Genomic DNA, 24,581 nt, shown 5'->3' with positions numbered 1-24,581 from the left:
GTTGCTTATGTAATAATAAAACCTAAATCAAACATTATTTCAAAAACTGCGTTTTATCTTGCCTTAAACTAAGCACGTTATTGATATCCAGCTTGGCATTTCCTTTAGAGTTTTTAACTACTATGCCTTCGTGTTTTAGTAACCATAACTTTCGCTCTATACCGCCAGCATATCCCGTTAAAGTACCTGAAGCACCTATTACGCGGTGGCAGGGCACGATAATGCTAATAGGGTTACGACCATTTGCACCACCAACAGCCCTCACAGATTTTGGATTATTGATTTTATGTGCAATGTCACCATAAGACATAGTTTGGCCAAATGGGATATCCACTAAACAGTGCCAGATAGATTCTTGAAATTGTGTGCCTTGCTGATCTAGTGGTAAATTAAATATTTTTCTTTCGCCATTAAAATACTCGATTAATTGCAGCTTACAAGCATCTATTGTTTCATTGCTGTTCGTTGATGTTTTTAAATCATCACCGCAAAAAATAACCTGAGTGATGCCAATATCAGACGCTTTTATTTCTATTAAGCCTAAAGGGCTATTCATATAATCAGTAAACATTATAACTGACTCCACAATTGAAAAGTTAAATAACTACCCCAAGGTGAGGCTTGCTCTGGCTCAAATTTATAGTTTGCATTGCCGATGGCTTTTTTTACACCTAAGTCACCACCTAAAAATATATCAGGATCACTTAAACCTCGCATGCAAGCATAATCTGTAGTCCAAGGCCCGATACCTTTTAATTTTAACCAATTATGAGGCGCTTCGGGTTCGCTGTTCACTAAAAAGTGATTAGCTAAATTGTTGAGTGTTTGTTTTCGTGAGCCAGGTATTTTTAAAAAATTCAAATCACTATTGGCAATAGCTTGCGGTGTTGGAAATAAAAACTTATCGCCTATAGCAACACCTAAATTAGCAACTAAAATCGTAACAAGATTTTTAGCTGCAACGACAGAAATTTGTTGTCCTAAAACAGCTCTAATACCAGCTTCAAACATACTCCAAACACCCGGTAATCGCACACCTGTATTGATAAGTAATTGACCATCAAAACTCTCTTTAAGGTTTTGTTCAACTGAATCCAAATCAACGTCTAAGTCTAAAATGCGTCTAATATTATTCACTATCGCTTTAAGGTGTTTTATATCATTTAAATCAATTATCACATCAAATCTATTTTTATCTTTGATATGTTTAGCAGTAAAACGACCCTGAGTACCATTGAACTCAAAGGTGCGCCCATAAGAGTTGTCATCTCCCCATTCAAGCGCTTCAATACTGCGTTTTGTAAAAAAGGAAAGCATAAAATTACTATCGTATGGTGGGCGATAATACAACTTAAGAGCAAGCTCACTTGATTTTTCGGTACTAGACTTTCGCATTTGAGAAGGCGTCAAATTTAACTGTGATATAAAACAATCGTTAAAACGCCTAATACTCGAAAACCCACTGGCAAGCGCAACTTCTGTGATCGGCAACTTTGTTTGATGTAATAATTGTTTTGCAAATAAACACTGCTGATATAAAGCATATGATTTAGGAGAAGTGCCTAGATGTTTATTAAAAAGATCTCTTAAATATCGATCACTTATACCTAAACGTTCAGCTAATGCCTGCAGCGTCTCGTTTTGTAATGCACCTTCATCAATTAGCTTAATAGCGCGACTTAACGTTGTGCTAACACCTTTCCAAGCCGGAGATCCCGGCGCGCTATCTGGTCGGCAACGTAAACATGGACGAAAACCCGCCGAAGCAGCTTCTATCGCCGTAGCAAAGTAAATCACATTTTCTTCTTTCGGTGGAGAAACAGGACAAATTGTGCGGCAATATATTTTTGTGGTTTTTACTGCAGTAAAAAATTTACCATCAAAACGCGGATCTCGTGACATTCTCGCTTTTTGGCAAATCTCACTATTTAAAGGCGGGTTTAACATGTTAGCTTCAATTAAATTACTCTTAAGGCAACTATAACCCAGTGAATATTTAATTCTAGCCAGAAACGGAAGTGGTTATAAAAATAGTTACCACTTTAAAATTTATAAATAATAACTTTGCCTTGCATAGTCAGTATTTAATCGGCAGTTTTCATCTGTTTTTTTCAAATTACATAAAGGCTTTTCTGACTTAATTATCACCTTACTCTGACCGTTACCAACAGTCACTGAGGAGCATGAACATAAAAATAATGCACTTAATACTATTAAAGTTCGATACATAACAGTCTCTATATTATAATTATTATTTGATTACATTTTATACATTGTTTTATACCTCAAATCAAAAGCTATTTAAATACTAAGAAAATGAGATTGGCAAACTACCAGTAGGTCCCTACTATTAATTATTTTGATTAAGCCAGTCATCTCTGAGTTTAACCCAATCTTTATACTCCTGCTCACTATAATTAGACTCCAAGAATAGCTCTTTCACTTTGCCGCTATTAATTAATTTATCTATAGCTGAGGCTATCTCTTTAGCAATACCTTTTACTCTCGATGTTTGATTGTATAGTGCATGCATAGTTGTCGTTGCTAAAGAAGGTTGCATAGCAGTCATGCAACTTTCATTTAATACCTCAAGTTCCATGATCATACAATGCTTATTTGCGACTGAGCCTGAAAATATCGCATATTGAATTTTATCTTTGATTAATAAGTCAAAAACTTTGAAGGAGCTGCTTTTTCGATAAACCTGCATAAAACCAAGTTTATTAGCAAGTTCTTCTCCAATAGATTTAGTTGTCACACCGACCAATACTTTTTTTGTAATTAACTGCTCTAAAGTTAAAGACTTTGATTGTTTTGAATATAAATTAATTCGATCTACAGATAAAGGTTGACTGAAATATCCAATTTTTTTTCGGTCTTCTGAAAAGGAAACTCCAAGTAGCGCGTCTACCTTATTACTTTCAACAGAGTTCAAGCCTCTAAGCCATAAATACGGCTCTGCTTTTAAAGTAATGCCTTTTTGTTCTGTCGCTAATTTAAGAAGATCCCAACTTAACTTATATGATCTCGAATATTTATAATAATCATCATGGTTTTCATACAAGGCCACCGATAATGTTTCAGCAAAACTAATGATTGGAAAAAGGACTAGAAATATTAATATTTTCATTACCAAACCAATATAAAAGCATGTCTAAACTGAGTATACAAATAGGACATCTAAAAGCAAACTAGCTTAGTAATCGACAAGCTGTTTTCAGAATTAAGAGCTTGAATTTCTATAAAAGTAAAAATTAACATTATTAAATTACTGTTTAACTCAGTTTAGCTGTATCTAGTTTTTCTTTTAACTTTGCCTCTAATCGACCTTTAGTTAAAGCTAATTCTATCTCTAACGCTTTTCGCTCTTTAACTGATTCAGTATCTTCCTTACTTTTTAGCTGTTCAATTTGTAAACTCAACTCCATAATTTTAACGCTTAGTTCTTGTATTATTTTATCAAGGTCATTGTCTTCTTGATCTCTTTCTAACTTAGCTTGTTGATCTGGTGTTAATTCCGGAGTCTCTTTACTTTGATTACTTTCACTATCTTCTATAGCCTTAGTTTCTGAAGCATTTTTTTCTTGAGATTCTTTAGAAATTACAACATTATCAGGCTGCAAAGTATTTGCTGTTACTAAGTTTACTGGAACGTCTCTCGAGATTTTAATTGACGGAACAGGTTTATCTTTAACAAGGTTATTTAAAGTAGGCTGTGAGGTTATTATTTTAGAGATGCTTGTCATGTTAATTTCCTTTTAAAAAATGACAATTGCGATAGGTTTAATAATATAGATACAACAACAGTTTAAATAGTGCCTTTTTGCAACAAAATAAATACCTGATAGCAGTAAAGCCCCTTTACAGTTATAAATATAGGGGCCTAATAAGTTTAGCGTCCTAACTTTATTAACTTTGACTCTGCAGCCATTCAATCGCAGCTTCAATTATCAAATCTTTTTCTTGTGTACGTTGCTCTAAAGTAAAAAATGGTTTTTCTATCGCAACTGGGACCCCACTACCTTCAAATTCTAATCCATCATGACTAATATAAAATTCATTAGAAATACTATATTGCAAACCATGAGGTAAAGATTTAGGTAAAATATCAGACAAACCACCACCCGTTGATTGTCCAATTAAAACAGAGTTATCTCTCGCTCGAATAGCAATAGAAAAAATCTCAGCTGCACTACTGGTATCGGCACTGGTTAATAATGCAATAGGCATAGAGTATAAAAAGTTTTCTCTAGGGTGAATTTCCACTTTTTGTAACTCTGTTCGAGCATCACCTAAGCGTGCTTGTTTGCTATACGCATGTATCTTATTTTCAATTAAATAACTCATGACTTTTTGACTTACAAAATCATCACCTCCGCCGTTAAATCTGACATCTATCATTAAACCTTGAGTATCTTTTAAATCTGTAAAAATCTCAGTTAGTTGCAGCTCTAATAAAGCTAGTTTATCCGCTTGAGTATCACCATGCTCAATAATTTCAGCTAACTCCATTGATTCTATATATAAGTAACCAAAATTATCAGGCGTTTTTGACCAGATTAAAGTCTCTGTTTCATTTAGCTTCACATCATCATCTTGTACTAAATAGCTGCCAATAGTGGCTATCATTATTGCAAATTGTTGTTCGTAATAATCAATAAAATCTAAGAATTGTGCTTGAGTATCAATATCATCTAAATCGTTCATTTCTAGATATTCAGCTAAAGCAATATCTTGCATCTCCAATTTTCGAGATACACTAAACTCTTCATCAATTTTTTCGTTTTCGATCCCCACGTGAAAGTCTTTTAATGGTGCAATCATTTGAGCAAAAACCTCAAACAGTTCTTCTTGTGATGTTGTAGCAGACACTTGAGTAACAAATGTTTGATAAATTTCATCCCAATTTACATTTTCAATATGAAAAAAAGCATAGTGCTCTTTATAGTTTTGCCAAAATATTTCAAAGTCTTGTTCTGGATTAAAAACATAACCTTCTTCACCTTGCTGCTTTAATACATTATCAATACAGTTCTTTGGTAATGATAATGCTCGAGTCATTTCAACTCCGGGAGTTTTGATGCCACCTATGGTCGATATCAAACTATCTTTATCATCAGACAGCGCAATACTATTTATTAAACTGTCATAAGACAAAGTAGATTCATCAAGCTTGAACTCATGACAATATTGAGAAGTTGTTTGATAAAATTTATAACTACTATTTTGTATATCAATAACCCAACCATAAGCAGGTGCACTCCAAACCCCTATTTCTGTTTTTTCAATATCAGCTATCAGCGGTCTTTTATTTTTACTATCAGAATCATTACAAGCACTCAATAATGCGATAGAGCCAGCTACAAATGACCACTTAATTGTATTTATAACTAAAGTATTACCTTTCATATTTATCATGATTATCCTTGTCTGTGAGTAATTTTTAACAAGACTATGATGACTTAATAAAGTTTTATATTCCGTTGAGAAATTGTCTGTAATTGTAAAAATCGCCTGTAAATCAAGACAAAACTAGACAAAACTCTACTGGAGATAAAAAATAATACAGGTTAGTCTTTGGGTATTTATTTCTAAATTTTAAATCCCTTTTATGACGCGATTATTTGTTAGCTTTTATGTCGTTTTATTTTGCTTGATTAGCGCATACAGTTTTGTCGCAGATATGAGTGTTGAAACTTGGTTAAGTGACATGATGGTCATTGATAAAACGAATGATTATATTGGCGCATTTTACCTTATGGAGAATTTACATAAGTCTCTTGATGAACAGGCGTTTGATAAAGCAATCGAAAATTTTCCTCGCCAATCTAATACGCCACTAAAAATGTTTAACATAAATAATATTGATTTTGATCCTAAGTTATTTGACCATGATTCAATTTATGTCGCAGATGAATATAACGACTTGCTATATTATCGATTTCAAGACTCTGATTTAGTTGTACGAATTGGCCCTATGGATACCTACGAACCGCTCACTGAATATCAGTATTGGTATGAAAGTGGTTATTATCCATTTTTAGCCTTAGGGATCTTTTTATGGGTATTATTATTCCACACAAAATTAAAACGCTTAGATAAAGCAGCGATAGAATTAGGTAAAGGAAACCTTTCTGTTCGAGTATCACAAAAAGGAAGGCATAGGGTAGGGAAGCTAAATCATTCGTTTAATTTAATGGCGACTCAAATAGAACTACTAGTGCAAGGCCACAAAAACTTAACTAATGCAGTTGCACATGAGCTAAGAACACCTATGGCGCGGATCCGCTTCCAACTCGATATGCTGTATAACGAACAAGAAAACAAACAACGCCAAGAATATATGTTTGGTATTTCAGATGATCTCAATGAATTATCTGATCTAGTTGATGAGTTACTCACTTTTGCTAAATTTGATAGAGACCCTATCGCAACTCAATTACAACAAAACTCATTAAACACCTGCATTAATAATGTGATCCGATCTCGACACTTTAATAGTCAAGTGAAGATTAATTATCAGCAACAATCAACAAAATATGATTTAGTACCCTTTGAACCTAAAAATTTAGAACGGGCTATCGGTAATTTATTAACAAATGCTCAAAAATATACACAAGATACTGTCAATATACATATTAAACATGATAGAAAACTGACAAGTATATTTATCGATGATAATGGACCTGGTATACCTCATGAGAGCAGAGTTGATATATTTCAACCATTCAAGCGCCTAGATGATAGTAGAACCCGCGAAACGGGTGGTTATGGATTAGGCTTGGCAATCGTAAAACAAATCGCTATTAGACATGGCGGTAGCGTATCAATAGATGAATCACCTATCGGCGGTGCTAGGTTTATATTGAGTTGGCCAAGTAAGTGAATTTTTAATAAACCAATTTAAGTTTTAGATTATGAATACAATTATATTAGTAGAAGATGATGACAAGCTTTCAAGTTTAATTCAAAAATACATGCAGCAGCAAGGCTTTCAAGTTGAGGTTATAGCTGATGGTCGGCTAGCAAAAAAAGCAATTTTAACCAATCAACCTGATATTGTGATTTTAGATTTAATGCTGCCAGGCAAAGATGGCTTAACAATTTGTAGAGAAATAAGAGCACAATATAAAGGCAGCATATTATTCTTAACGGCCAGTGAAGATGATATTGATCATGTAACCGGTATTGAATTAGGTGCTGACGATTTTATTATAAAACCCATTCAGCCTAGAGTTTTATTAGCACGTGTAAGAATGCAATTAAGAAAAATAACTATGATATCCAACACAAATGAACAAACATCATCAGATGAAGTGCATTCGGTATCTGATTTACATTTTGGTAAGTTATCTATTTTCACTAAAAAACGGCTAGTCACATTAAATGATGAAAAAATGCAGCTAACAACAAGTGAATATGATTTATTACTATTACTAGCAAACCATGCTGAAGAAGTTCTTTCCCGAGATTTTATTTTTAAAGCAACTCGCGGTATTGAGTATGATGGTATGGATCGTACAGTAGACACTAAAATAGCGAATTTAAGAAAAAAACTCGGTGATAGCGGCTCTTTATCTAGTAAAATTATCACAGTTCGCAGCCAGGGGTATCTTTTTGTGCCTGATAATTGGCATTAACACATTACAATTGTAACGGTTTTCGTTACATTCCCGTACTTACTGCATCTACCGACTACATTTTTACCGAATCATAATGACACCTCTTTAATACAGTTTGTAAACTTAGGTATTGTCATGAAAAAATTACTCCCTTTGATATTTGTTAGTTTAATGGCCAGCGTTGGCTGTAATAGTGGAGGCTCTGATAAAAAGAAAGAAGTTGAAATCGCAGAAGTACATCATATTAAGCCTACCGATGTACCTGCTTATATCGAAAACTATCAATCACAACAACAAGCTCTCAATTTTGAATTTAAAGGCGTTGATTACAGCTTATCGTTGATAGACTTTGATATGGATGAAAATATCATTTTAGCTAAATTTGAATTAGGCGTTGTTTATATAGGTTTTGATTTTGATAAAGAAGCGCCTATCAATTCATTGACTGTCTTAGAAGCGACAAATATTAATGATTTAGAAAATTCAATCACCGCAAGTTATTCTGCATCAAATCTCTCTATCACTGAGCAAGATGAAAATTTTGTTTATTCTGGGGACTTAATTGACGCACAATCAAACAGTTTATTTAATGTGAGCTTAACATTTAATGAATCTCTTATTTCTGGTGGTAATAGTGAGTTAACGATACAAGGTGATATGGCTTACTTAAGCGGTACTCTTGGCTCAAAAACTTATATTCAGATCAATGAATTAATTAACCAAAATCCAAGTATTAAAACAATAAAATTCATCAGCATTGATGGCTCCGTAAACGATGCTATAAATATGCATACTGGACGCTCAATCAGAAATGCACAGTTAACAACTTATATGCCTAGTGATGGTGAAGCTTATTCTGGTGGTGTAGACTTATTTGTTTCTGGTTTTAAAAGAAAATATGAAACTGGTGGTAAATTAGGAGTCCATTCGTGGTGTTGTGAAGCAGGAAAACCAGCAGATCAACTTGGTAAAGATCATCCTGGTCATGGCGCACAGCTGACTTTTTTCAGAGAGTTATTAGGTAACGAGCTTGGTCCAGAGTTTTATTTTTATACTATCAATGCCGCTTCTTTTGATAATGTACATATCATGTCTGAAGCAGAGTTAGATAAATATCAATTAATCACTGATTAATCTAACAAAGGTACTATTTGAAATGGTACCTTTTACATCACTTAAGTTAAACTTAACAATATTCCCTACAAAGTTAAATTTATAATGAATCAAAGCATTTTTATCGTTGAAGATGATTTAAAGCTCGCAAGCTTATTAAATGACTATTTCACTGAGTTTGATTTTGAAACTACAGTGCTGACCAGTGGTGAAGATGCGGCCGATAGCATCATAGTAAGCCAACCAGATTTAATAATTTTAGATTTAAGGTTACCAAAAGTTGATGGCTTAAGTATTTGCAGAGAAATAAGAAATAAATACCAAGGCATTATTTTAATGCTAACAGCAAGTGGTGATGATATCGATCAGGTCGCAGCATTAGAGATAGGGGTAGACGATTTTGTACAAAAACCTGTTCAACCTAGAGTGTTATTAGCTAGGATCAGAATGCTATTGAGAAGAACAGTCAAAAAAATAAACAGCGATATAAATAAAGAAATTATTTCAGGGGGTTTAACGGTAAATAATGCGCTTAAATCCTGTACTTTACACGAACAACTCGTGCCATTAACGCCTTCAGAATTCGCATTGTTGTGGCAACTGGTATCACATCCAGATACTGCATTAAGTAGAGAGCAATTACAAAAATCATTCACAGGCTTAGAGTATGATGGCACAAACCGTATTATCGATAATAAAATAGCCCAGATCCGCAAAAAATTAAAAGATGACTCAAATCGACCAAAAGGAATTATTACTGTTAGAAATAAAGGTTATATGTTTGTTCCTGATTACTGGTCTAATTAAATGAAAAGACTCTTTATTTCATTGTATTGTGCATTAATAGCTACGATTATTTTCTTTGTATTTTCAGCCCATTGGATTAATACATATTTATTAATTGATGTAGATAATATAATTGAAGCTAAAAATTTCGAAGCTGAGATAGAATTACTCGAGCAACTCACTCCTTATATTCCCAAACAACACATTAATAAAAAGCTATTAAGAATTGCAGAACTTAATCAAATCATCATTACTGAAATTGAATACAATAAAATACCTAACTTTGTACAAAGTAATCTAAAGAAACAAAAGGTTTGGGTTGATGATAATGATCTTGCTTACTTTTGGGCTTTTAAGCCAAAACAGTATTTTTCAATATCAGAAAATGAGGAGCATGAACTCGTTAAAGTGGATATCATGATTGAATATGCCATTATATGTTTAATGCTGGCATTATTGGCTGTCATTTCATTTATTTGGATGAAGTTTTTAGGTAATAAACTAAAATATCTAGAACAAGCAACCGAAAAGTTCGGCGAAGGAAACTTTAGCGTAAGAGCGCCTATTTCAGCTAATTTAGCCGTTGGTAATCTCAACTTAAGGTTTAACACAATGGCTTCAAAAATCGAAAGTTTACTCTCAAGCCATAAACAGCTCAGCCATAATATAGCCCATGAATTAAGAACCCCTATTTTTAAAATGCAAATGCAATTAGAGCTGCTTGATGCTAATGCTACGCCTAAGCAACAAAAGTATATTTCAGGTATTGAAGAGGACTTATTTAATCTACAAGACCTTGTAGATGAATTATTGCAATATGCGCAAGCTGAACGTGCTGAATTAACGATTAAGTTTCAAAACTTTGAACTTAACAATGTCATCACAGATGTCATAGATGATTTATTACCTACTACAAATCAAAGTATTAGTTTTAAGCATGACGCTTCAGTTAATACTTTAATAACAGCGGATAAAAATTTAATACGCCGAGTCATTAAAAATTTAATACATAATGCAATTAAGTATGGTGACTCACTTATTGAAGTTTCAGTATCAACTTATGAAAAAAACGTATGTGTATATATTGATGATAATGGTCCTGGAATAAACGACTCTCAATTAAATAAAATATTTGACTCTTTTTACCAAATCGATAGTCGTCATAACGGTTATGGCCTAGGGTTATCTTTAGCTCAGCAAATTACTAACTTACATGATGGCGATTTATACTTCGAGCCAAGTTCCTTAGGTGGTGCCAGATTCATAATGAAAATACCATTAAACTTATAATTAATGCTATCTAAAGGCTTAGAGTAAATTTATAATCCATAGATAGATACATTAAAAGCTTAACTAGAGAACCGTATGGACTCAAAAGAAATTTATCAAAACAACCCGCTACAGGGTGTTAAATTAGAAACAATATTAAATGAGCTAGTTGATCATTTTGGTTGGGAAATTATGCATGCTTATTTGCAAATTAATTGTTTTAAAAAGAATCCTAGCATTGCATCTAGTTTAAAATTTTTACGTAAGACCGAGTGGGCTAAAGAAAAGATAGAATCTTTTTATATGTATAAGCTTTTAGGGTATCCAAAAGCAGATGATGAACAATTCCAACTCCCTCCAAGAGATCGGATTGTACCATCACATCATAAAGCCCGAGGCCCTGCAAATCTAAGCCTTGATGAGGCACAAAAATTACAAGAGAAAAAAACAAAAGCAGCAAGAAGATTTAATTCAACACCTGATAACCCTTGGGGTCAATAAATCAATATTAAAACGATAAAAGGTAATTCCTTACTATAATGGAAATTATATGAGATAAATTCCATTATAGGTTTGCCTTTTATGACTGTAAGAATTACACGTTATAGTTGCTTTATTTTTATCTTCTTATGGCTCTCCTTCAGCCCTATAGCCGCTTTTTCAGAACAAATTAGTATTACTCTCAATATTTCAAGTCGTAATCATGAAAATCGTAATTATTATATTGAGCTCATAAAACGCTCCCTTGAAAATGAAGGTTACTTGGTCACTTTAAACGATCTTGGTATCTCTAATACGCAAAGACAGAAAAAATATTTAAATGAAGATAAACTTTCCTTAATGTGGCGTTTAAAAACACCATTAAGAGACAAAAATTTTACTCGTGTCAATATTGGTTTAAGTAAAGGGCTCATAGCACAAAGAATATTATTGATTAAAAATAAAAATCAACATGCATTTGAAAACATCAATAATATAGAAGAGTTTCGCAAAACAAATTTAGTGGGTGCATTTGGTGATGGCTGGTTTGATATTGATATTTGGCGCCACAATAATTTGCCATATTTTGAGTTTCTAGGTGATAGTCAAAAAATTTATACTATGCTAGCAAGTGGCAAAAGACACATAGATTATTTTTCACGTGGTATAAACGAAATCATGGCCGAATCTAAACAACATCCAAACCTTAAAATCGAACAAAATTTATTACTATGCTATAAAAATGATAGCTATATTTATGTAAAAAAAGATAATCATCAACTGGCTGAAGTATTAGAAAAAGCATTAAGCAAAGCCGAACAATCAGGTTTAATAGATAAATTAATAAAAAGACATTGGGGGGATTTACAGCAAGAATTACAACTCGATACTCGAACAAAACTCACTTTAGATATGCCTAAATAAATGAACTTCTATTTCAGGGCTAGCTTGCATATTGAAAAATTAACTGTCTATTTTTACGATGATTCCCTTTTCAATTAATTGCTCAAAAGCTAACTGTAAACGATAAAATAAAGGTCCATTGATGGATGCTTTACTAAATGCAAAAAATACCGGATTGGTGTGGATTGCTAAAGGTTGGTAAGTGATATTTTGGAAAGTATTATCATTAGAAATACCATTAATAATATTTCGTTTTGCCTCTAAAAATCCAATAATTCTACCTTTATTTAATTGTTCTATTTTTGTTTGGTTATCTGTCACAAATATAAACATATGAGCATAATTTTTATTTTTTATTAAATTTTGTACATGCTTTCCATAATAGGCATTTCGCTGAACTGCAATAGGTTTTTTTAAGTGCGCTAAATCTTCGATATTGGTTAAATTCAGGTCAACTCCCTTTTTTGTAGCCAGAACAATCTCCTCTTGTCTAATTGGACCGATAAAATGAAATATTGTTTCTCTTTGAGGTGTTTTTGACATATTAAGTACCATATCTATATCGCCTTTTGCAAGCATAACTAATGCACGCCCCCACGATAATTCATGTACTTTAAATTGACAGTTTGCTTCGGATAACAGCGCTTGGGTTAGCTCCATATCTATGCCAAACCAATTATTTTCAATATTTTTATATGATTCTGGTGCATATTGTTCTAAACGAACATTTAATTCACAACTAATGCCTTTACAGCTTAATAGTAAGAGAAAAAGTATGTACACGAAGCGCATAATTCAACCAGAATAACCTCAATTCATTTGATTATAGGTAACAACTCTGCATTTGCACCACTTTAAAGATTTATGCCGTCAGATTAGAGATCATAAACATTCCAAATAATCATAATAAAAAAAGCCACTATATATTCTACAGCGGCTTAAAGTTAATTACTTTATGTAATATTAGTCATGCTCGACAATATCAAACACAGAAAGTGGTGGTACAGGTTCATCATTTTCATGGTCTCCTAATACATAAACTTGACCGTCTTTTAATGCTATATCGCTGGGATCTGACACATCTTCATGATCTAAGTCATATACGGCTACAATCTCACCCACTAAATTTAGCTTAATTAATTTAGTAAACTTTTCTGATAAAACATATACATTACCTTGATGGTATTGAACACCTTGGGCGTCATATTCAAAAATACTGCCCTCAGTTTCACCAGAGTAAGTAATGTCATATCTTTCTTTTAACGTAAAATCAGAGTTTAAAATAATCAATTCATCTATCGTTTCTTCATCATTTTGATCAGGCACTAAATAATACTCTTGCGCTGAGACATCATAACCTAAACCTGAGTAGCTATAACTTTCACCTTCTCCATCTTTTACGTTTATTTGATATTCTTTTGCTAAAGTATAACTATTATCAGTTTTAGTAAAATGACCAATTAAACCACCATCAGTCATCGCAAAAAACTCATTATCACGACCAACGATTGCTTCAGTACAACCTTGATTACAGTTAATGCTATCAAATTCAATATTAACTTTTTCGGTTACCTTGAAATTAGCATCCATCGCAAACATTTCAGCCTGATCTGTGATTATCATCCAACTGTCATCTGCTAACGCCCAAATACCTGAAGGTTGTACTACCACTTCTTCTAAGGCATGCTCAGCTACTTTTTCAAGTTCACCGCTATCCTCAATAGGACCCACGCCAATTTGTGCCATTTTATCCATCACAAAAACTAAGTTGTTTTCAGTATCATCATTGCTTACAGCAATTCGACCATCAGGCATTAAACCGATATCATTAAATTGTGCAGCACCAAACCCTTCAATATACCAAGAATCAGCATATGTCAGATTGGTATCTGCTAAGCTGTAATGTAAAACCACACCTTGCGTTGCTTCTTTAGCTAATATTAAGTAATTATCTTCAGATACAGCTAGACCTTCAACAGACATATCACCTTCTAAAGCAATTACTTGAGAAGATTCATCAACAGCATTAAAAATCACCAATTGATGTGCACTTTGATCGTATAGCCATACTTGCTCTTCACCTTCTTCATCAATTGCGAGTTCGGTAAATACGCTATCTTCAGATACTTGCCAAGTCACTAATTCATCTTGCGCTCTGTTATAACGATTTAATATGTTGTCACCTGTTACATACCATAAAATATCGTCTTGACGCTCTAAATCTGTCGCATTTTTTGCTCCATCATGAATATTTTCAACTGAATGATAAAATAATTCATCTGAATCACCATCAATATAGCCATATTCAACACTTGACTGGAAAACATCAACAAATGGCCAGTTCACATCTATACTTGTAATAGCTGAGGCTTTTTGTTCACCTTCAGGATAAGTGACATACATAGCAAGTGGAAAATCTTCTACCATTGACTTACCTTCAGCTGGTACAACTAATTTTAGTGATGTAGGCTCAGGCACAATAGGATCTTTACTTGAATCGTCATCATCGCTGCTGCAGCCTGCTAAAAATACTGATACAGCGCAGGCTAAAAGTGTTTTTTGAAATTTCATAAATAAATTGCTCTTTTATTAAGTTGCTGGCAGTTTATTCAATTGAAAGTCTAAAAAATGTCAAAATTGGGCTGCCACTACAAAGAATTGCAAAGGATTACAAAACAAGTTGTAAATTACCGATTATTGGACCAGAATAGTATTAATGCAATAAGGCTATATAAGGAAATATATGTCTGAAATTACAACATTAGAAATGTTAGAAAGAATTCGTATACATCATAGTGGCGTTGAAATTAAATATGCCGAGTCTCATTGGTGTATCAGTGCAGGAAGCATTGAATTACATTCAAACTCCTTTAAAAGCTGTGTATCTCAGGTATACAATTTTGGCGCAGGGATTAATCACTGGCCCACAGAAGATCCTCTTCATACACAACCCTTAGAAAACCACTTCGCACAAAACCTAGAACAATTAAGAACCAAAGCACATGACTTTACCGTTGAAGGTACACATTATGGTTGGATCGCCGATTTCACGAAAAGTGGTTTGTTTATGGCAAACTCTGCTGATCAAGTCGTTAATAAAGCAATAGACAGTGTAATACAAAATCAAACAACTATATTTTCGAGTTAATTTAGTTACTTAAAAATAAAATGGAAATAATTAACCATCTGTTGTCAACCGAACTGCATTGGATGCGTTTTAATATTTGAAATCACTTATAACCCCCAACGGAGTTCCAAATGACTAAAATAACTAAAAAGCTCAATATCGCAGTACTAACAGGTTTAATTTCAGTAACAGCAGCTTTATCTGCGCCACAAGTATTAGCCGAGAAACAACGAAAAGGTGGTAAGCAAGGCAAACCTGGATATAGTGCAGAACAAAAATTCAATCGAATAGATGTTGATCAAAGTGGTGAAATCACGTTAGCTGAAATGACAGATCCTGCCACTGTTAAAGCAGAAAAAAAATTAACCAGAAAAGATACTGATCAAGATGGCGTTTTATCTCTAGAAGAATTTAGTCAAGGCAGGCATGGTAACGCGATTGATTTATCAGTAATAGCCTATGAAATCGTTTTATGTGTCAGTGATTTAAAAGCAGAGACAGGTGATGATAATATAATCGTACCATCAGCTGATAACTTTGTATCTAAGGAAGAGAAGTTTAAGATTACCGATGCTGATGCAAATGGAACAATTGATTTACCTGAGCTACAAACAGCGATGGAAACTAAAGCGACATCTGTTTTTGACATCATGGATACTGACGATAGCAGCTCAGTAAACTTAGATGAATTTACAGCAGCATCTGAATCTAATAAAGCCACTAAAAAAGCGATTCGTCAATGCGTTCAAGAATTAACTGACGAAGATTAGAAGCTAATACCCCTTATCAATATTTGTAATTCACCAAAGCAGCTCAGAGCTGCTTTTTTACATTAATAGCTACACTTTAATTATTATTTCTCATTTGGCCACATTATTTCCTTAATTTTAGTTACACTGAGAACATATACTTCTATTTTAATATGTAAGGCTTGTTTTGCAGTGTCTAATAACAACTAAATATCCCTTTACGATTCTGTCATTCTTTTTACTAGCCATATCTAATCATGCAAATGCCGCAAGTATTGATATCAGCTATGGTCAGCAAGAATACCAAGTCCAATTGCAAGATGAAACTGTCACTCTCACTCCAGTAGGCAATGCAATTTCTTTTTCTACCAATTTAACTGATGATTTCAGTATGGGATTGAATTATCAAAATTGGCAAGGTGATAAGAACTTTGACAACAGGGTCAATACAGATGTAACGCTTTCAACAGCTGGTGCAAGCTTAAGCTACTATTTAGATAACTGGTCATTTTCTACAAATTACAGCCAATCTGAAGTAGATACGAAAATATCAGGTCTTAAACGAAAGCAAAACATAAAAAATGAAAACATTGATTCTTCGTCTTTTGGCGGCTCAATTGGTTATGGGTTTGCTAAAAATGATTGGTTTTACGGTCTTTTAATTAGCGGTTTATATAGTGATTGGGATTTCGATAAATACCAAGTGAAAGCGCAGCAAGATGAAGGTGTTCCTCCAAAAGTCACAACAGAGAAAAGTTCAGGAAATTCATCGAGTATCAGTTCAAGCTTGTCTGCTGCTTATTATATCCCTTTAGAAAATGAGACTGGCCTTATGCTAGGTGGGCTTTTAACATGGAATTATCTCGTATCAGGTGACTCGGCGTTAATATCTCGTAATGGCAGGAATGTAAATACAAGGAAAAATGGATCTCCAAGAAATGTTACAACTAACTCCGCAGCACTAAATTCAATTTCTGGCGATGATAGTTATGGTCAATTTGCACTTTATGCTTCTTACGATATTGATGATGCATGGTCGGTGGATATTGATACCTCGATAAATATTGCAAGTGATTACGATGCTTATACCTGGTCAATCAGTTTAGGTTATATATTTTAACAATTTAATAAAGCAATAGAGGGCATTAGTGCCCTCTATTTTTTTGTCTCATTTTATCTTGTGTTTTTTTGTTCATTTTTTTCATATTACGCTTATTAAATTTTTCCATTAATTTACGTTGCTTTTCTTGTGGTAATTGTTGAAATTTTTTGTGAGCATTTCTTAATTGTTGCTGTTTTTGAGCTGGTATTTGTTTGAATTTATCAAATTGCTGTTTCAACTTTGTTTGCTTTTGCGGATCAAGCTTTTGCCAGTTATCAAACTTATTTAACACTTCTGTTCTTTTTTGTGCATCCATTTCAATCCAACGAGTTGCACCCAGTTGTAGTTTTTCTTGTTTATCCGCTGGTAATTGATCCCAATTAGATGAAAATTGTTTTAAAACATTTTGCTGCTCAGCGTCTAACTTATTCCACTCAAGTGCATTAACTTGGGGCATAAAAATAAATAAGTAAAAAGTAACAAAGATTAGTTTAGCCATCACTTTTATCCTCCAAAGTATTTTTTTTAGAATTTTTAACATCTGTTTTATTGGTTTCATTTTTATCTAACTTTAATTTAACTTTATTACTCAATGTATTTGGTAAAACATTGGCTGAACTCGATTTTAAATCTAGTGGCCCAACCAATTCGCCATCTACTTCAACCATATCAGCTAAGAATTCAAAAAAAGCCATATCAGGCACTTTCTCAGGCTTTTTAGGCTCTGTATGTGCTGTAAAGCTCATAACAAATAATATGCTATAACAGTGCGTTTTGTTCATTTTCAGCCAGCCAAGTTATAAACTCTAATTCTTCTAATAACATTAAATCTTCAGTTGGAACCTGATCACTCATCATAGCCAGAGGTATTTCAGGCACAATTGACTTAGGCTGATTAATAGTTGTTAAAGATATTAAAATAACAGCAGCTATTGGCGCCGCCACTTTAAACATCATATTATTAAAAATCAGGTTCAATAACGTAAAAATTGATGTTTTATCGCTACCTACAGCGCTTTTCATTAAAGCGGTATTACGTGCTTTTTCTAAATCAGCTACAACACTTGCAGATAAGTTCTTAACCGAAGCATCTAACGCCTGATTCAGTGCTTTAGCCGTTTTATCATTTTGATTTTCTTTAGAAGGTGATGTCATGATCTTCTTCCATTAACGATTTTAATTTTGTTACAGCACGAGAGTAATGTGTTTTAACACTCCCTTGAGAGCACCCCATTGCTTCTGCTGTATGAGCTACTGAAAGCCCCTCCCAGCTACGTAATAAAAAACATTGCTGCTGCTTAGCAGATAATTGTTTTAAATGTGTTAGCGCTGCTGTTTGTTGCGCTGATTTTTCAAATTCTTTATCAGGGGTTGCTAATTGATTTGAATAATCAACTTGTGATGAAAAAACTTCAGTTTCATCATCTAAGGTATTCGATTTCCAGAAAAATACTAAATTTCTCACCTTTTGATGTCGGTGCCAATCTCTAATTCTGTTTTGTAATATTTTATAAAACAGTGGCTTCCATTCATTTGATGGCCTCTCTTTATAATTAGTCACCAATTTAATCATGCTATCTTGCAATAAATCTAGTGCATCAGCATGGGTACCACACGCAAAGAAAGCCATATGATATGCTCTTTTTTCAATATCCATTAAAAAAGCCTCCATAGTAAGCTCGGCAACTTTTTGTATTGGTTCAGAATTATCTGCCATTAAAGGAATAGCGTGATGTCCATATAAATTAATGTTTCGATTACAATTTTGATCCATAAATGCCGTAATTACAATAAGTGTCTTATCGAATTGATTTCAACTACTACTGTTTAAAACGCTTAAATAACAGGATGGTTGACAGAGCATTTAAAAATATTCAGAGGAACTTTAAAATAACTTGGTAGAACTATCCATAAATTCATTGGCAAAAAATTCTAGAAAACTGTTTTATATCGTTATTTAATTAAATAAAAATAACATAAAATGCCAAAAGAAATATTTAAATAAATATAATTTACGAACTTAATACTGTTATATAACTTGTGTCGAAACCGTCTGAGTCACATTGAATATCAACTCTTTGAGAAGCCGGTTTTTGAAATAACACCTCTAATTTAGGGAAACTTTGAGAAGTAAAACTGACACTTTTTAGTCTTAAATTTTTACGTGTTTTACGATCTAAGAATGCAAACGCACAATCAGACATAACACTTTCACAGCTATCTAACATCTTTTTAGTCAACATTTTATCAGTGATCATTTTCATAATCTGCGCTTTAGGCATATCGCATTTGATGCCACCTAAAGTACAGGCGGCATAAAGATCTAAAATAGCCAAAGCACGGATCTTTTGACTCTCAACATCTTCAAATAACGCCAAAACAGTTGGTATTTTTTTCTCTATTGAAAACTTTTGTATGGCAGCTTCTTTTAAATAAACTTTTTCACTCAAAAAACGATGTATTACCTTTTCTAATTGACTTAATTTTGGCAAAACAAGATCACTACTTGCTGCCAATTCATCAGTTTCGTCATTAAGTAGCCTCTGACTTTCATTGGCGCCTTGAACTAAAGGTAAAATCAATTTATGCAATTCTTCGTCTTCAAATGGTTTGCTTAAAACAAAACATGCTCCACATTCAATCGCTTGAGATATCAAGTCTTCATCATTTACAGTTGTTACAAATCCAGTTTGAATTGGTAACTCTCTTTTTATTATTTCCTTTAATAATTCTAAACCAGACACTTCTGGCATATGCCAATCAGACAGTACAATTTCAGGTTTCCATTCATCAATAATATTCAATGCTTCCAGTGCACCTGATGATTGTTTTATATCTAAAGTTTTATACCCAAACTTTTCTAAACCACGTTTAACAATTGCTTGCATTGCTAAACTATCATCAACAATTAATATTTTCATAAAATCCTGCTTTAATAAAAAAAGGTATATGCAATAGAATCAATATTTGAGTATAGGCAGTAATTTCAATTGCAGCTATACTCAACAACAAGTTACCTGACTTATTTCTAGAATATAACCTATATAAATTAACAGCTTAAAATATTATCTTTAACTGGAGAATCATATGTTGCCAGAAAGAGTAATGGAAATCTTAGCGATTGATGTTGGATTAGTCGTGATCACAAGTTGGTTTTTGATTTTATTTTTCATGTTTCGAGAATTTAGATGCGTCTCTCAATCAGTAAATCGTCTATCAACGCATTTAGGTAAAGATGAATACTTGCCTATTTATCAGCAATCACTTAATGATGAGCTCAACTCAGTAAATAAGCATACCACGACTTTAAATGAACTTATGAATGTTCACGAAATTCTTGAAAATCAATTAAAGTTATTACATGCAAATAGTTCAAGTCCAGACAGTGACGAGAAAATTACACAATTAGAATCGCAGTTACATAAATCTAGAGCTTTAATCAAAAAGCTAAAAGGAGAACTAGTCACAAGTAAAAAGCGACTAGAACACACAAAAAGTAAACTGTATTCACAATATGATCACGTTGAATCATTACAAAAAGAGAAAGAGCAGTTTTTAATTGATGCACAGCAACAAAAATTAGATGCCGAACATAATGAAGCGCTCATTGCTCAAGCAGAAAAATATAAAGCACAGCAGCAACAATTAATTGAAGCTGCGAGTGACTATAAAAGTAAGCTTATAATGCAAGGAAAAGAGCTTGAAACTTTAAAACAAAAAAATAAAAAGCTTGCAGGTAATAACAAAGCGCCACAATCAGATGTATTAAAGAAGAAAGTAGTAAAATTAGAGCAAGAATTAAATGATGCTAATGAGCGTTCTGCCCATATAATAAAAGAAAAAGACTTTATAGAAAGTAAATTTTTAGACTCAATAAAACAACTAGAAGAAATACAAAAAAATAAATTAACCATAAAGCAACAAAAATGACATCGATGAATTGTATTTTTATATTTAATACCAATATATTTATAAACTTAAGAATAAAAACTGATAGGGAAAGGTAATATGAAAGCAGTAAAAACGGTTGTGATCACAGGCGCAAATCGTGGAATAGGCCTAGCTATGGTAAGTATTTACGCTAACCAAGGCAGCAAAGTTATTGCCTTATGTCGACAGTCTTCAGCTAAGCTCAATGCGCTAGCAAATGAAAATGTTGAAATCGTTGAAAACGTCGATGTAGCAACAGAATCAGGGATACAATCTATGTGTGATGCTATTGGCGCACAAACAATAGATGTACTTATTAATAACGCCGGTATTTTAAGAGATGAAAGCTTAGACAACTTAAATTTAGATACTATTTATGAGCAATTTCAAGTAAATGCTGTGGCGCCACTTAAGGTATGCCAGTCACTATTAAATAATTTAACTTCTGGAAGTAAAATTGCATTAATTACTTCACGAATGGGTTCTATTGCTGATAATGGTTCAGGCGGAAGATATGGCTATAGAATGTCAAAAGCGGCACTCAATGCTGCAGGAATGTCGTTAGCTAAAGATTTAGAGCAAGATAAAGTGGCGGTTGGCATTTACCATCCAGGTTATGTACAAACAGATATGGTGAACAATAATGGCGATATCAGTGCAGATGTTGCTGCAATACGCATTACACAATTAATTGATGAACTGACATTGAAAGCTTCAGGCGTATTTAGACATTCAAATGGTGAAGTATTACCTTGGTAACTTGCTAACTTGCTAACTTGCTAACTTGCTAACTAACGATACCATTTCCGTTAATTAACTGGTCATTTTATTATCGGAATTGGTATTAGGCTAAGTTGTTCGATTAATTAACTGATTATTATTTTTACGCGTACCATCTTTTCGCCAAAACTCTAAAGCAGGGATTTGTACTTCCCATACTTCATTTGCATTCCAAGTATAAGTATTTTTATATTTGAGGGTATAAAATTCAGGTTCAAACTCCGATTTCAATCGTGTCTTAGCAAAAAAAACATTCGTATTAGGTGAAACTATCACCTCTTTTTGGCTCATAGATTTTATTTGTTGGCGGGTTATTTGTTTACAAATAGGCTCATGAGGGTTTTCTGGATATAACGAAGAAACAATGCCTTTTTCTATCACATGTGTTTCTTGGCTTATAAAATAAATTCCGCTTCCAAGTGGAAAATACCCGACCATAGATAAAAACAAGTTAGTAAAAATTGGATCTGTTTGTTTATTCATCGCACTTTCTTTCAAAGTATCATATGCGGTATATATTTTTTTATAATTAAACTCAGGTTTAGTTGAAACCATAAAAGAAGAGTAAATAAGTGGAATGCGCAGCAACTTATGCAATTCACTATTATCATTATTATCTTTTTCAAAAAAAGATAATATAAAAGACAATTTTTTTTGTTCAAATTGTGTATGTTCGAGTTTTTCTTCTTGAGTGTTGGCTTTCCTTTGCGGGATCCCTATGCCAAATTTAAAATAATCAATTGATTTTAATCTCACAGTCTCAATGAGTTTAGCTCTTTCTTTCACACTTAGCATCCGATAGCGATCGCCTGCAAAAATCTCCTGTGCTTCAGGTGCGTAGCTCCCTATAGAATGCAACAACGCAGCCTTCGCGATAGGTTTTAAAACATCTTCTCTATACTGTGCCATTACTTCATTTGATAGCCCATTTTGCTCTAATGCCATAAAGCTATCAGTATTATTATCAAACATATCTTGCATCGTTTCATTTAGATATGCATTGTTAAAATCTCGAGTGACCCTCACCTCTTCAAATAACGCAACAACTAACCCGGCAATGTAAATAGGTTTAAATTTTTCATTTCTAATACAACGAACCTCTTCATCCGGAAGCGGTGTAGATAAAACAATAGTGCCTAAAAATTGACTAAAAGTGCGCTGATTATTAAGTAAATCAAGCATATTATCCGTTAAGTGGTCTAATGCTTCAAAACGATTGATTTTTTCTTGTAATATTTTAGAGTGCAATAATTTATATTCTGCTTTTAATTGCTGTTCTAACTTGTATAGCTGAGAGAGATATTTATCCGTAGAATTTTGATTAACGATTTGTGGTAACTTACCGTGTTCCTTTTTATAGTCATTAATGATATCTATCTGTTCACTATAATTTGCTAAGTTTTTCTTTAATTTTTTGAGCTTTAATAAATCACTTTTATATGTAGTAAAAAAAGTACTTGCTTCATCAACCATTTTTCGATGAGCAGACATAAAAGAAGATATTTTTTTAGACACAGCACTCGCCATGCTAGGGATCGCAGAAAGCCTTTGAGTTTGATATGTTGACAATTGCCATTTGTTTTTATTATTTTTCATTTCGTTATTTTGCTTACAGCCTAAACGGTACGTATTATATGAACTTCACATGCTATTAAATAACACTTTCTTAACCTTAACTTATCGCATATGAAATGCAATTAATTCTTTAATATTTAGCTTTTAATCAAAAAAAGATTACAAATCAACTGATATTACGGCAGAATGGATAATAATACGCATTTAGTATTAGATCAGGGACAGATGAACAAATGAAAAAAAATACTAAATTGGCCTCTTATTTTACGCTTACAACATGCTTTTTTTCAGTAAACCTTCAAGCTAAAAATTTAACTATTGCACTTGGGAATTTTGAACCTTTGTTTTCAGAGCAAGGAAAACCCGCACTCTTTAAAGATTTAATCGATGGTGTATATACTTATCTGCCACACAGGAAAATTAACTATCGCTACATGTTTTCTAATGCCCGATTAGTACGAGAACTCAATGCTCACACCATAGACGGTGCAGCAAATATATTTACTCAAAAAGAAATTCAAGGATGTATAACACAACCCGTATTTGCATATTCAGATGTCGCTATATCACTTAAATCAAAATATTACACAATTAATTCAATATCAGATCTAAACGAAAAGTCAGTAGTCTCTTATCAAAGAGCAATATTGTTATTAGGCAGTGAATACAAACAAGCTGTATTGCGAAGTAAACACTATAAAGAAGTAGCACAACCATTGGAGCAAGCTAAATTACTCTCAAATGGTATGGTTGATGTCAGCATTGGAGATAAGTATATTTTTTTACATAGCTTAAAAAATCATGCTAAAAATGGTCTTAAAGCAAACGACTTTGACATTCATGATATTTTTCCACCTGTTGCTAGTTCAATAGGATTTAATCAACAAAAGCACTGTGATGAATTTGATCAAGCGCTTATCAAGTACAAAAATAGTGGTAAATACCAAATGGTATATCAGAATTACCTCAATCAACTCGGATTTACTCAATAAAATGCTTGCCCTCCTTATGGATAAGCAAACACTAACTATGAAAAAGTCATCCTCCACTTTATTAATACACAAAGTTTAATCGTCCCCAAAAACGCTTGCCTCATAAAATCACTAAACATTTAATATTAAAGAAATATTACACTTTAATGACAG

Annotated in this window: 26 protein-coding genes; 13 read left to right on the top strand and 13 right to left on the bottom strand. The window is 33.1% G+C overall.

Translation table 11 applies throughout. The features are described 5' to 3' along the window. Positions 1 to 34: 34 nt before the first annotated feature. The 5 genes from KO527_RS24260 to KO527_RS24240 form a co-directional block, all read right to left on the bottom strand. On the bottom strand, positions 35 to 571 hold the full coding sequence (locus KO527_RS24260; RefSeq protein WP_216042821.1) for a methylated-DNA--[protein]-cysteine S-methyltransferase: 537 nt from the start codon (positions 569 to 571) through the stop codon (positions 35 to 37). After that, positions 571 to 1,947 carry an AlkA N-terminal domain-containing protein gene (locus KO527_RS24255; RefSeq protein ID WP_216042820.1) on the bottom strand — a complete coding sequence of 459 codons (1,377 nt, stop codon included), beginning with the start codon at positions 1,945 to 1,947 and terminating at the stop codon, positions 571 to 573. The genes KO527_RS24260 and KO527_RS24255 overlap by 1 nt, the downstream gene beginning before the upstream one ends. A 403-nt stretch (positions 1,948 to 2,350) precedes the next feature. Then, positions 2,351 to 3,130: a transporter substrate-binding domain-containing protein gene (locus tag KO527_RS24250; protein ID WP_216042819.1), complete on the bottom strand. Its 780-nt coding sequence runs from the start codon at positions 3,128 to 3,130 to the stop codon at positions 2,351 to 2,353. Positions 3,131 to 3,275: 145 nt separating this feature from the next. Then, positions 3,276 to 3,746 (bottom strand): hypothetical protein, encoded by a 471-nt coding sequence (locus tag KO527_RS24245; protein ID WP_216042818.1) that lies wholly within the window; start codon positions 3,744 to 3,746, stop codon positions 3,276 to 3,278. Between the two features lie 163 nt (positions 3,747 to 3,909). Next, positions 3,910 to 5,418 (bottom strand): S41 family peptidase, encoded by a 1,509-nt coding sequence (locus tag KO527_RS24240; RefSeq protein ID WP_216042817.1) that lies wholly within the window; start codon positions 5,416 to 5,418, stop codon positions 3,910 to 3,912. A 193-nt stretch (positions 5,419 to 5,611) separates the two neighbouring features. Here KO527_RS24240 and KO527_RS24235 point away from each other — a divergent pair, with 193 nt between their 5' ends. From KO527_RS24235 to KO527_RS24205, 7 genes are all read left to right on the top strand, one after another. Further along, positions 5,612 to 6,886: an ATP-binding protein gene (locus KO527_RS24235; protein ID WP_216042816.1), complete on the top strand. Its 1,275-nt coding sequence runs from the start codon at positions 5,612 to 5,614 to the stop codon at positions 6,884 to 6,886. 31 nt (positions 6,887 to 6,917) lie between these two features. Next, positions 6,918 to 7,640, top strand: coding sequence for a response regulator (locus tag KO527_RS24230; protein WP_216042815.1), 723 nt, complete (start codon positions 6,918 to 6,920; stop codon positions 7,638 to 7,640). Between the two features lie 117 nt (positions 7,641 to 7,757). Continuing rightward, positions 7,758 to 8,756: a hypothetical protein gene (locus KO527_RS24225; RefSeq protein WP_252734097.1), complete on the top strand. Its 999-nt coding sequence runs from the start codon at positions 7,758 to 7,760 to the stop codon at positions 8,754 to 8,756. 84 nt (positions 8,757 to 8,840) lie between these two features. Further along, positions 8,841 to 9,542, top strand: a complete 702-nt coding sequence (locus KO527_RS24220) for a response regulator transcription factor (protein ID WP_252734095.1) — start codon at positions 8,841 to 8,843, stop codon at positions 9,540 to 9,542. Continuing rightward, positions 9,543 to 10,811 carry an ATP-binding protein gene (locus KO527_RS24215; protein ID WP_216042814.1) on the top strand — a complete coding sequence of 423 codons (1,269 nt, stop codon included), beginning with the start codon at positions 9,543 to 9,545 and terminating at the stop codon, positions 10,809 to 10,811. Positions 10,812 to 10,886: 75 nt separating this feature from the next. Next, positions 10,887 to 11,291 (top strand): VF530 family protein, encoded by a 405-nt coding sequence (locus tag KO527_RS24210; protein WP_216042813.1) that lies wholly within the window; start codon positions 10,887 to 10,889, stop codon positions 11,289 to 11,291. An 81-nt stretch (positions 11,292 to 11,372) separates the two neighbouring features. After that, entirely contained in the window at positions 11,373 to 12,194 is an 822-nt protein-coding gene (locus KO527_RS24205) for a transporter substrate-binding domain-containing protein (protein WP_216042812.1), read from the top strand. 39 nt (positions 12,195 to 12,233) lie between these two features. Here KO527_RS24205 and KO527_RS24200 read toward each other — a convergent pair whose 3' ends face one another. Next, positions 12,234 to 12,965 carry a transporter substrate-binding domain-containing protein gene (locus KO527_RS24200; RefSeq protein ID WP_216042811.1) on the bottom strand — a complete coding sequence of 244 codons (732 nt, stop codon included), beginning with the start codon at positions 12,963 to 12,965 and terminating at the stop codon, positions 12,234 to 12,236. A gap of 171 nt (positions 12,966 to 13,136) precedes the next feature. Further along, a complete protein-coding gene (locus KO527_RS24195; RefSeq protein ID WP_216042810.1) occupies positions 13,137 to 14,744 on the bottom strand; it encodes a hypothetical protein in 1,608 nt (535 codons plus the stop codon). 172 nt (positions 14,745 to 14,916) lie between these two features. Between KO527_RS24195 and KO527_RS24190 the strand changes: the two genes are divergently transcribed. The 3 genes from KO527_RS24190 (at position 14,917) to KO527_RS24180 (ending at position 17,169) form a co-directional block, all read left to right on the top strand. Beyond that, positions 14,917 to 15,321: a hypothetical protein gene (locus tag KO527_RS24190; protein WP_216042809.1), complete on the top strand. Its 405-nt coding sequence runs from the start codon at positions 14,917 to 14,919 to the stop codon at positions 15,319 to 15,321. Between the two features lie 110 nt (positions 15,322 to 15,431). Continuing rightward, on the top strand, positions 15,432 to 16,070 hold the full coding sequence (locus KO527_RS24185) for an EF-hand domain-containing protein (RefSeq protein ID WP_216042808.1): 639 nt from the start codon (positions 15,432 to 15,434) through the stop codon (positions 16,068 to 16,070). A 166-nt stretch (positions 16,071 to 16,236) separates the two neighbouring features. Further along, positions 16,237 to 17,169, top strand: a complete 933-nt coding sequence (locus tag KO527_RS24180) for a hypothetical protein (RefSeq protein WP_216042807.1) — start codon at positions 16,237 to 16,239, stop codon at positions 17,167 to 17,169. A 25-nt stretch (positions 17,170 to 17,194) separates the two neighbouring features. On the opposite strand, the gene KO527_RS24175 is transcribed toward KO527_RS24180, so the two are convergent. The 5 genes from KO527_RS24175 to KO527_RS24155 all read right to left on the bottom strand — a co-directional run bounded on the left by KO527_RS24175 (position 17,195) and on the right by KO527_RS24155 (position 20,072). Continuing rightward, positions 17,195 to 17,650 (bottom strand): DUF3106 domain-containing protein, encoded by a 456-nt coding sequence (locus KO527_RS24175; RefSeq protein ID WP_216042806.1) that lies wholly within the window; start codon positions 17,648 to 17,650, stop codon positions 17,195 to 17,197. Beyond that, on the bottom strand, positions 17,643 to 17,933 hold the full coding sequence (locus KO527_RS24170) for a hypothetical protein (protein ID WP_216042805.1): 291 nt from the start codon (positions 17,931 to 17,933) through the stop codon (positions 17,643 to 17,645). The genes KO527_RS24175 and KO527_RS24170 overlap by 8 nt, the downstream gene beginning before the upstream one ends. Continuing rightward, positions 17,911 to 18,306: a hypothetical protein gene (locus KO527_RS24165; RefSeq protein ID WP_216042804.1), complete on the bottom strand. Its 396-nt coding sequence runs from the start codon at positions 18,304 to 18,306 to the stop codon at positions 17,911 to 17,913. Before KO527_RS24165 ends, KO527_RS24170 begins: the two co-directional genes overlap by 23 nt. Continuing rightward, positions 18,290 to 18,925, bottom strand: a complete 636-nt coding sequence (locus tag KO527_RS24160) for an RNA polymerase sigma factor (protein WP_216042803.1) — start codon at positions 18,923 to 18,925, stop codon at positions 18,290 to 18,292. The genes KO527_RS24165 and KO527_RS24160 overlap by 17 nt, the downstream gene beginning before the upstream one ends. 238 nt (positions 18,926 to 19,163) lie before the next feature. After that, positions 19,164 to 20,072, bottom strand: coding sequence for a response regulator (locus KO527_RS24155; RefSeq protein ID WP_216042802.1), 909 nt, complete (start codon positions 20,070 to 20,072; stop codon positions 19,164 to 19,166). A 166-nt stretch (positions 20,073 to 20,238) separates the two neighbouring features. Between KO527_RS24155 and KO527_RS24150 the strand changes: the two genes are divergently transcribed. Together KO527_RS24150 and KO527_RS24145 are read left to right on the top strand one after the other, a co-directional pair. Further along, positions 20,239 to 21,081 (top strand): hypothetical protein, encoded by an 843-nt coding sequence (locus tag KO527_RS24150; RefSeq protein ID WP_216042801.1) that lies wholly within the window; start codon positions 20,239 to 20,241, stop codon positions 21,079 to 21,081. A gap of 78 nt (positions 21,082 to 21,159) precedes the next feature. Continuing rightward, the gene (locus KO527_RS24145) at positions 21,160 to 21,840 is read left to right on the top strand and encodes an SDR family oxidoreductase (RefSeq protein ID WP_216042800.1); all 681 of its coding nucleotides are present in this window, start codon (positions 21,160 to 21,162) and stop codon (positions 21,838 to 21,840) included. A gap of 90 nt (positions 21,841 to 21,930) precedes the next feature. Here KO527_RS24145 and KO527_RS24140 read toward each other — a convergent pair whose 3' ends face one another. Continuing rightward, positions 21,931 to 23,457 carry a hypothetical protein gene (locus KO527_RS24140; RefSeq protein WP_216042799.1) on the bottom strand — a complete coding sequence of 509 codons (1,527 nt, stop codon included), beginning with the start codon at positions 23,455 to 23,457 and terminating at the stop codon, positions 21,931 to 21,933. Between the two features lie 212 nt (positions 23,458 to 23,669). On the opposite strand from KO527_RS24140, the gene KO527_RS24135 reads away from it, so the two are divergent. Further along, the gene (locus KO527_RS24135; RefSeq protein WP_216042798.1) at positions 23,670 to 24,428 is read left to right on the top strand and encodes a transporter substrate-binding domain-containing protein; all 759 of its coding nucleotides are present in this window, start codon (positions 23,670 to 23,672) and stop codon (positions 24,426 to 24,428) included. Positions 24,429 to 24,581 lie beyond the last annotated feature (153 nt).

Source organism: Pseudoalteromonas sp. C2R02, from assembly GCF_018860845.1.
Taxonomy (GTDB): Bacteria; Pseudomonadota; Gammaproteobacteria; order Enterobacterales; family Alteromonadaceae; genus Pseudoalteromonas.
The sequence above is the reverse complement of the archived record's forward strand: the minus strand, read 5'-3'. Positions and strand labels throughout refer to the sequence as shown.

What these genes read in the sequence shown, in the direction of transcription:
- KO527_RS24220 (WP_252734095.1), top strand. Translation starts at nt 8,841, where the DNA reads ATGAATCAAAGCATTTTTATCGTTGAAGATGATTTAAAGCTCGCAAGC.
- KO527_RS24225 (WP_252734097.1), top strand. Translation starts at nt 7,758, where the DNA reads ATGAAAAAATTACTCCCTTTGATATTTGTTAGTTTAATGGCCAGCGTT.
- KO527_RS24135 (WP_216042798.1), top strand. Translation starts at nt 23,670, where the DNA reads ATGAAAAAAAATACTAAATTGGCCTCTTATTTTACGCTTACAACATGC.
- KO527_RS24165 (WP_216042804.1), bottom strand. Translation starts at nt 18,306, where the DNA reads ATGACATCACCTTCTAAAGAAAATCAAAATGATAAAACGGCTAAAGCA.
- KO527_RS24170 (WP_216042805.1), bottom strand. Translation starts at nt 17,933, where the DNA reads ATGAACAAAACGCACTGTTATAGCATATTATTTGTTATGAGCTTTACA.
- KO527_RS24255 (WP_216042820.1), bottom strand. Translation starts at nt 1,947, where the DNA reads ATGTTAAACCCGCCTTTAAATAGTGAGATTTGCCAAAAAGCGAGAATG.
- KO527_RS24190 (WP_216042809.1), top strand. Translation starts at nt 14,917, where the DNA reads ATGTCTGAAATTACAACATTAGAAATGTTAGAAAGAATTCGTATACAT.
- KO527_RS24205 (WP_216042812.1), top strand. Translation starts at nt 11,373, where the DNA reads ATGACTGTAAGAATTACACGTTATAGTTGCTTTATTTTTATCTTCTTA.
- KO527_RS24195 (WP_216042810.1), bottom strand. Translation starts at nt 14,744, where the DNA reads ATGAAATTTCAAAAAACACTTTTAGCCTGCGCTGTATCAGTATTTTTA.
- KO527_RS24245 (WP_216042818.1), bottom strand. Translation starts at nt 3,746, where the DNA reads ATGACAAGCATCTCTAAAATAATAACCTCACAGCCTACTTTAAATAAC.
- KO527_RS24200 (WP_216042811.1), bottom strand. Translation starts at nt 12,965, where the DNA reads ATGCGCTTCGTGTACATACTTTTTCTCTTACTATTAAGCTGTAAAGGC.
- KO527_RS24145 (WP_216042800.1), top strand. Translation starts at nt 21,160, where the DNA reads ATGAAAGCAGTAAAAACGGTTGTGATCACAGGCGCAAATCGTGGAATA.
- KO527_RS24230 (WP_216042815.1), top strand. Translation starts at nt 6,918, where the DNA reads ATGAATACAATTATATTAGTAGAAGATGATGACAAGCTTTCAAGTTTA.
- KO527_RS24215 (WP_216042814.1), top strand. Translation starts at nt 9,543, where the DNA reads ATGAAAAGACTCTTTATTTCATTGTATTGTGCATTAATAGCTACGATT.
- KO527_RS24250 (WP_216042819.1), bottom strand. Translation starts at nt 3,130, where the DNA reads ATGAAAATATTAATATTTCTAGTCCTTTTTCCAATCATTAGTTTTGCT.
- KO527_RS24210 (WP_216042813.1), top strand. Translation starts at nt 10,887, where the DNA reads ATGGACTCAAAAGAAATTTATCAAAACAACCCGCTACAGGGTGTTAAA.
- KO527_RS24155 (WP_216042802.1), bottom strand. Translation starts at nt 20,072, where the DNA reads ATGAAAATATTAATTGTTGATGATAGTTTAGCAATGCAAGCAATTGTT.
- KO527_RS24140 (WP_216042799.1), bottom strand. Translation starts at nt 23,457, where the DNA reads ATGAAAAATAATAAAAACAAATGGCAATTGTCAACATATCAAACTCAA.
- KO527_RS24235 (WP_216042816.1), top strand. Translation starts at nt 5,612, where the DNA reads ATGACGCGATTATTTGTTAGCTTTTATGTCGTTTTATTTTGCTTGATT.
- KO527_RS24175 (WP_216042806.1), bottom strand. Translation starts at nt 17,650, where the DNA reads ATGGCTAAACTAATCTTTGTTACTTTTTACTTATTTATTTTTATGCCC.
- KO527_RS24160 (WP_216042803.1), bottom strand. Translation starts at nt 18,925, where the DNA reads ATGGATCAAAATTGTAATCGAAACATTAATTTATATGGACATCACGCT.
- KO527_RS24260 (WP_216042821.1), bottom strand. Translation starts at nt 571, where the DNA reads ATGTTTACTGATTATATGAATAGCCCTTTAGGCTTAATAGAAATAAAA.
- KO527_RS24150 (WP_216042801.1), top strand. Translation starts at nt 20,239, where the DNA reads ATGTTGCCAGAAAGAGTAATGGAAATCTTAGCGATTGATGTTGGATTA.
- KO527_RS24185 (WP_216042808.1), top strand. Translation starts at nt 15,432, where the DNA reads ATGACTAAAATAACTAAAAAGCTCAATATCGCAGTACTAACAGGTTTA.
- KO527_RS24240 (WP_216042817.1), bottom strand. Translation starts at nt 5,418, where the DNA reads ATGATAAATATGAAAGGTAATACTTTAGTTATAAATACAATTAAGTGG.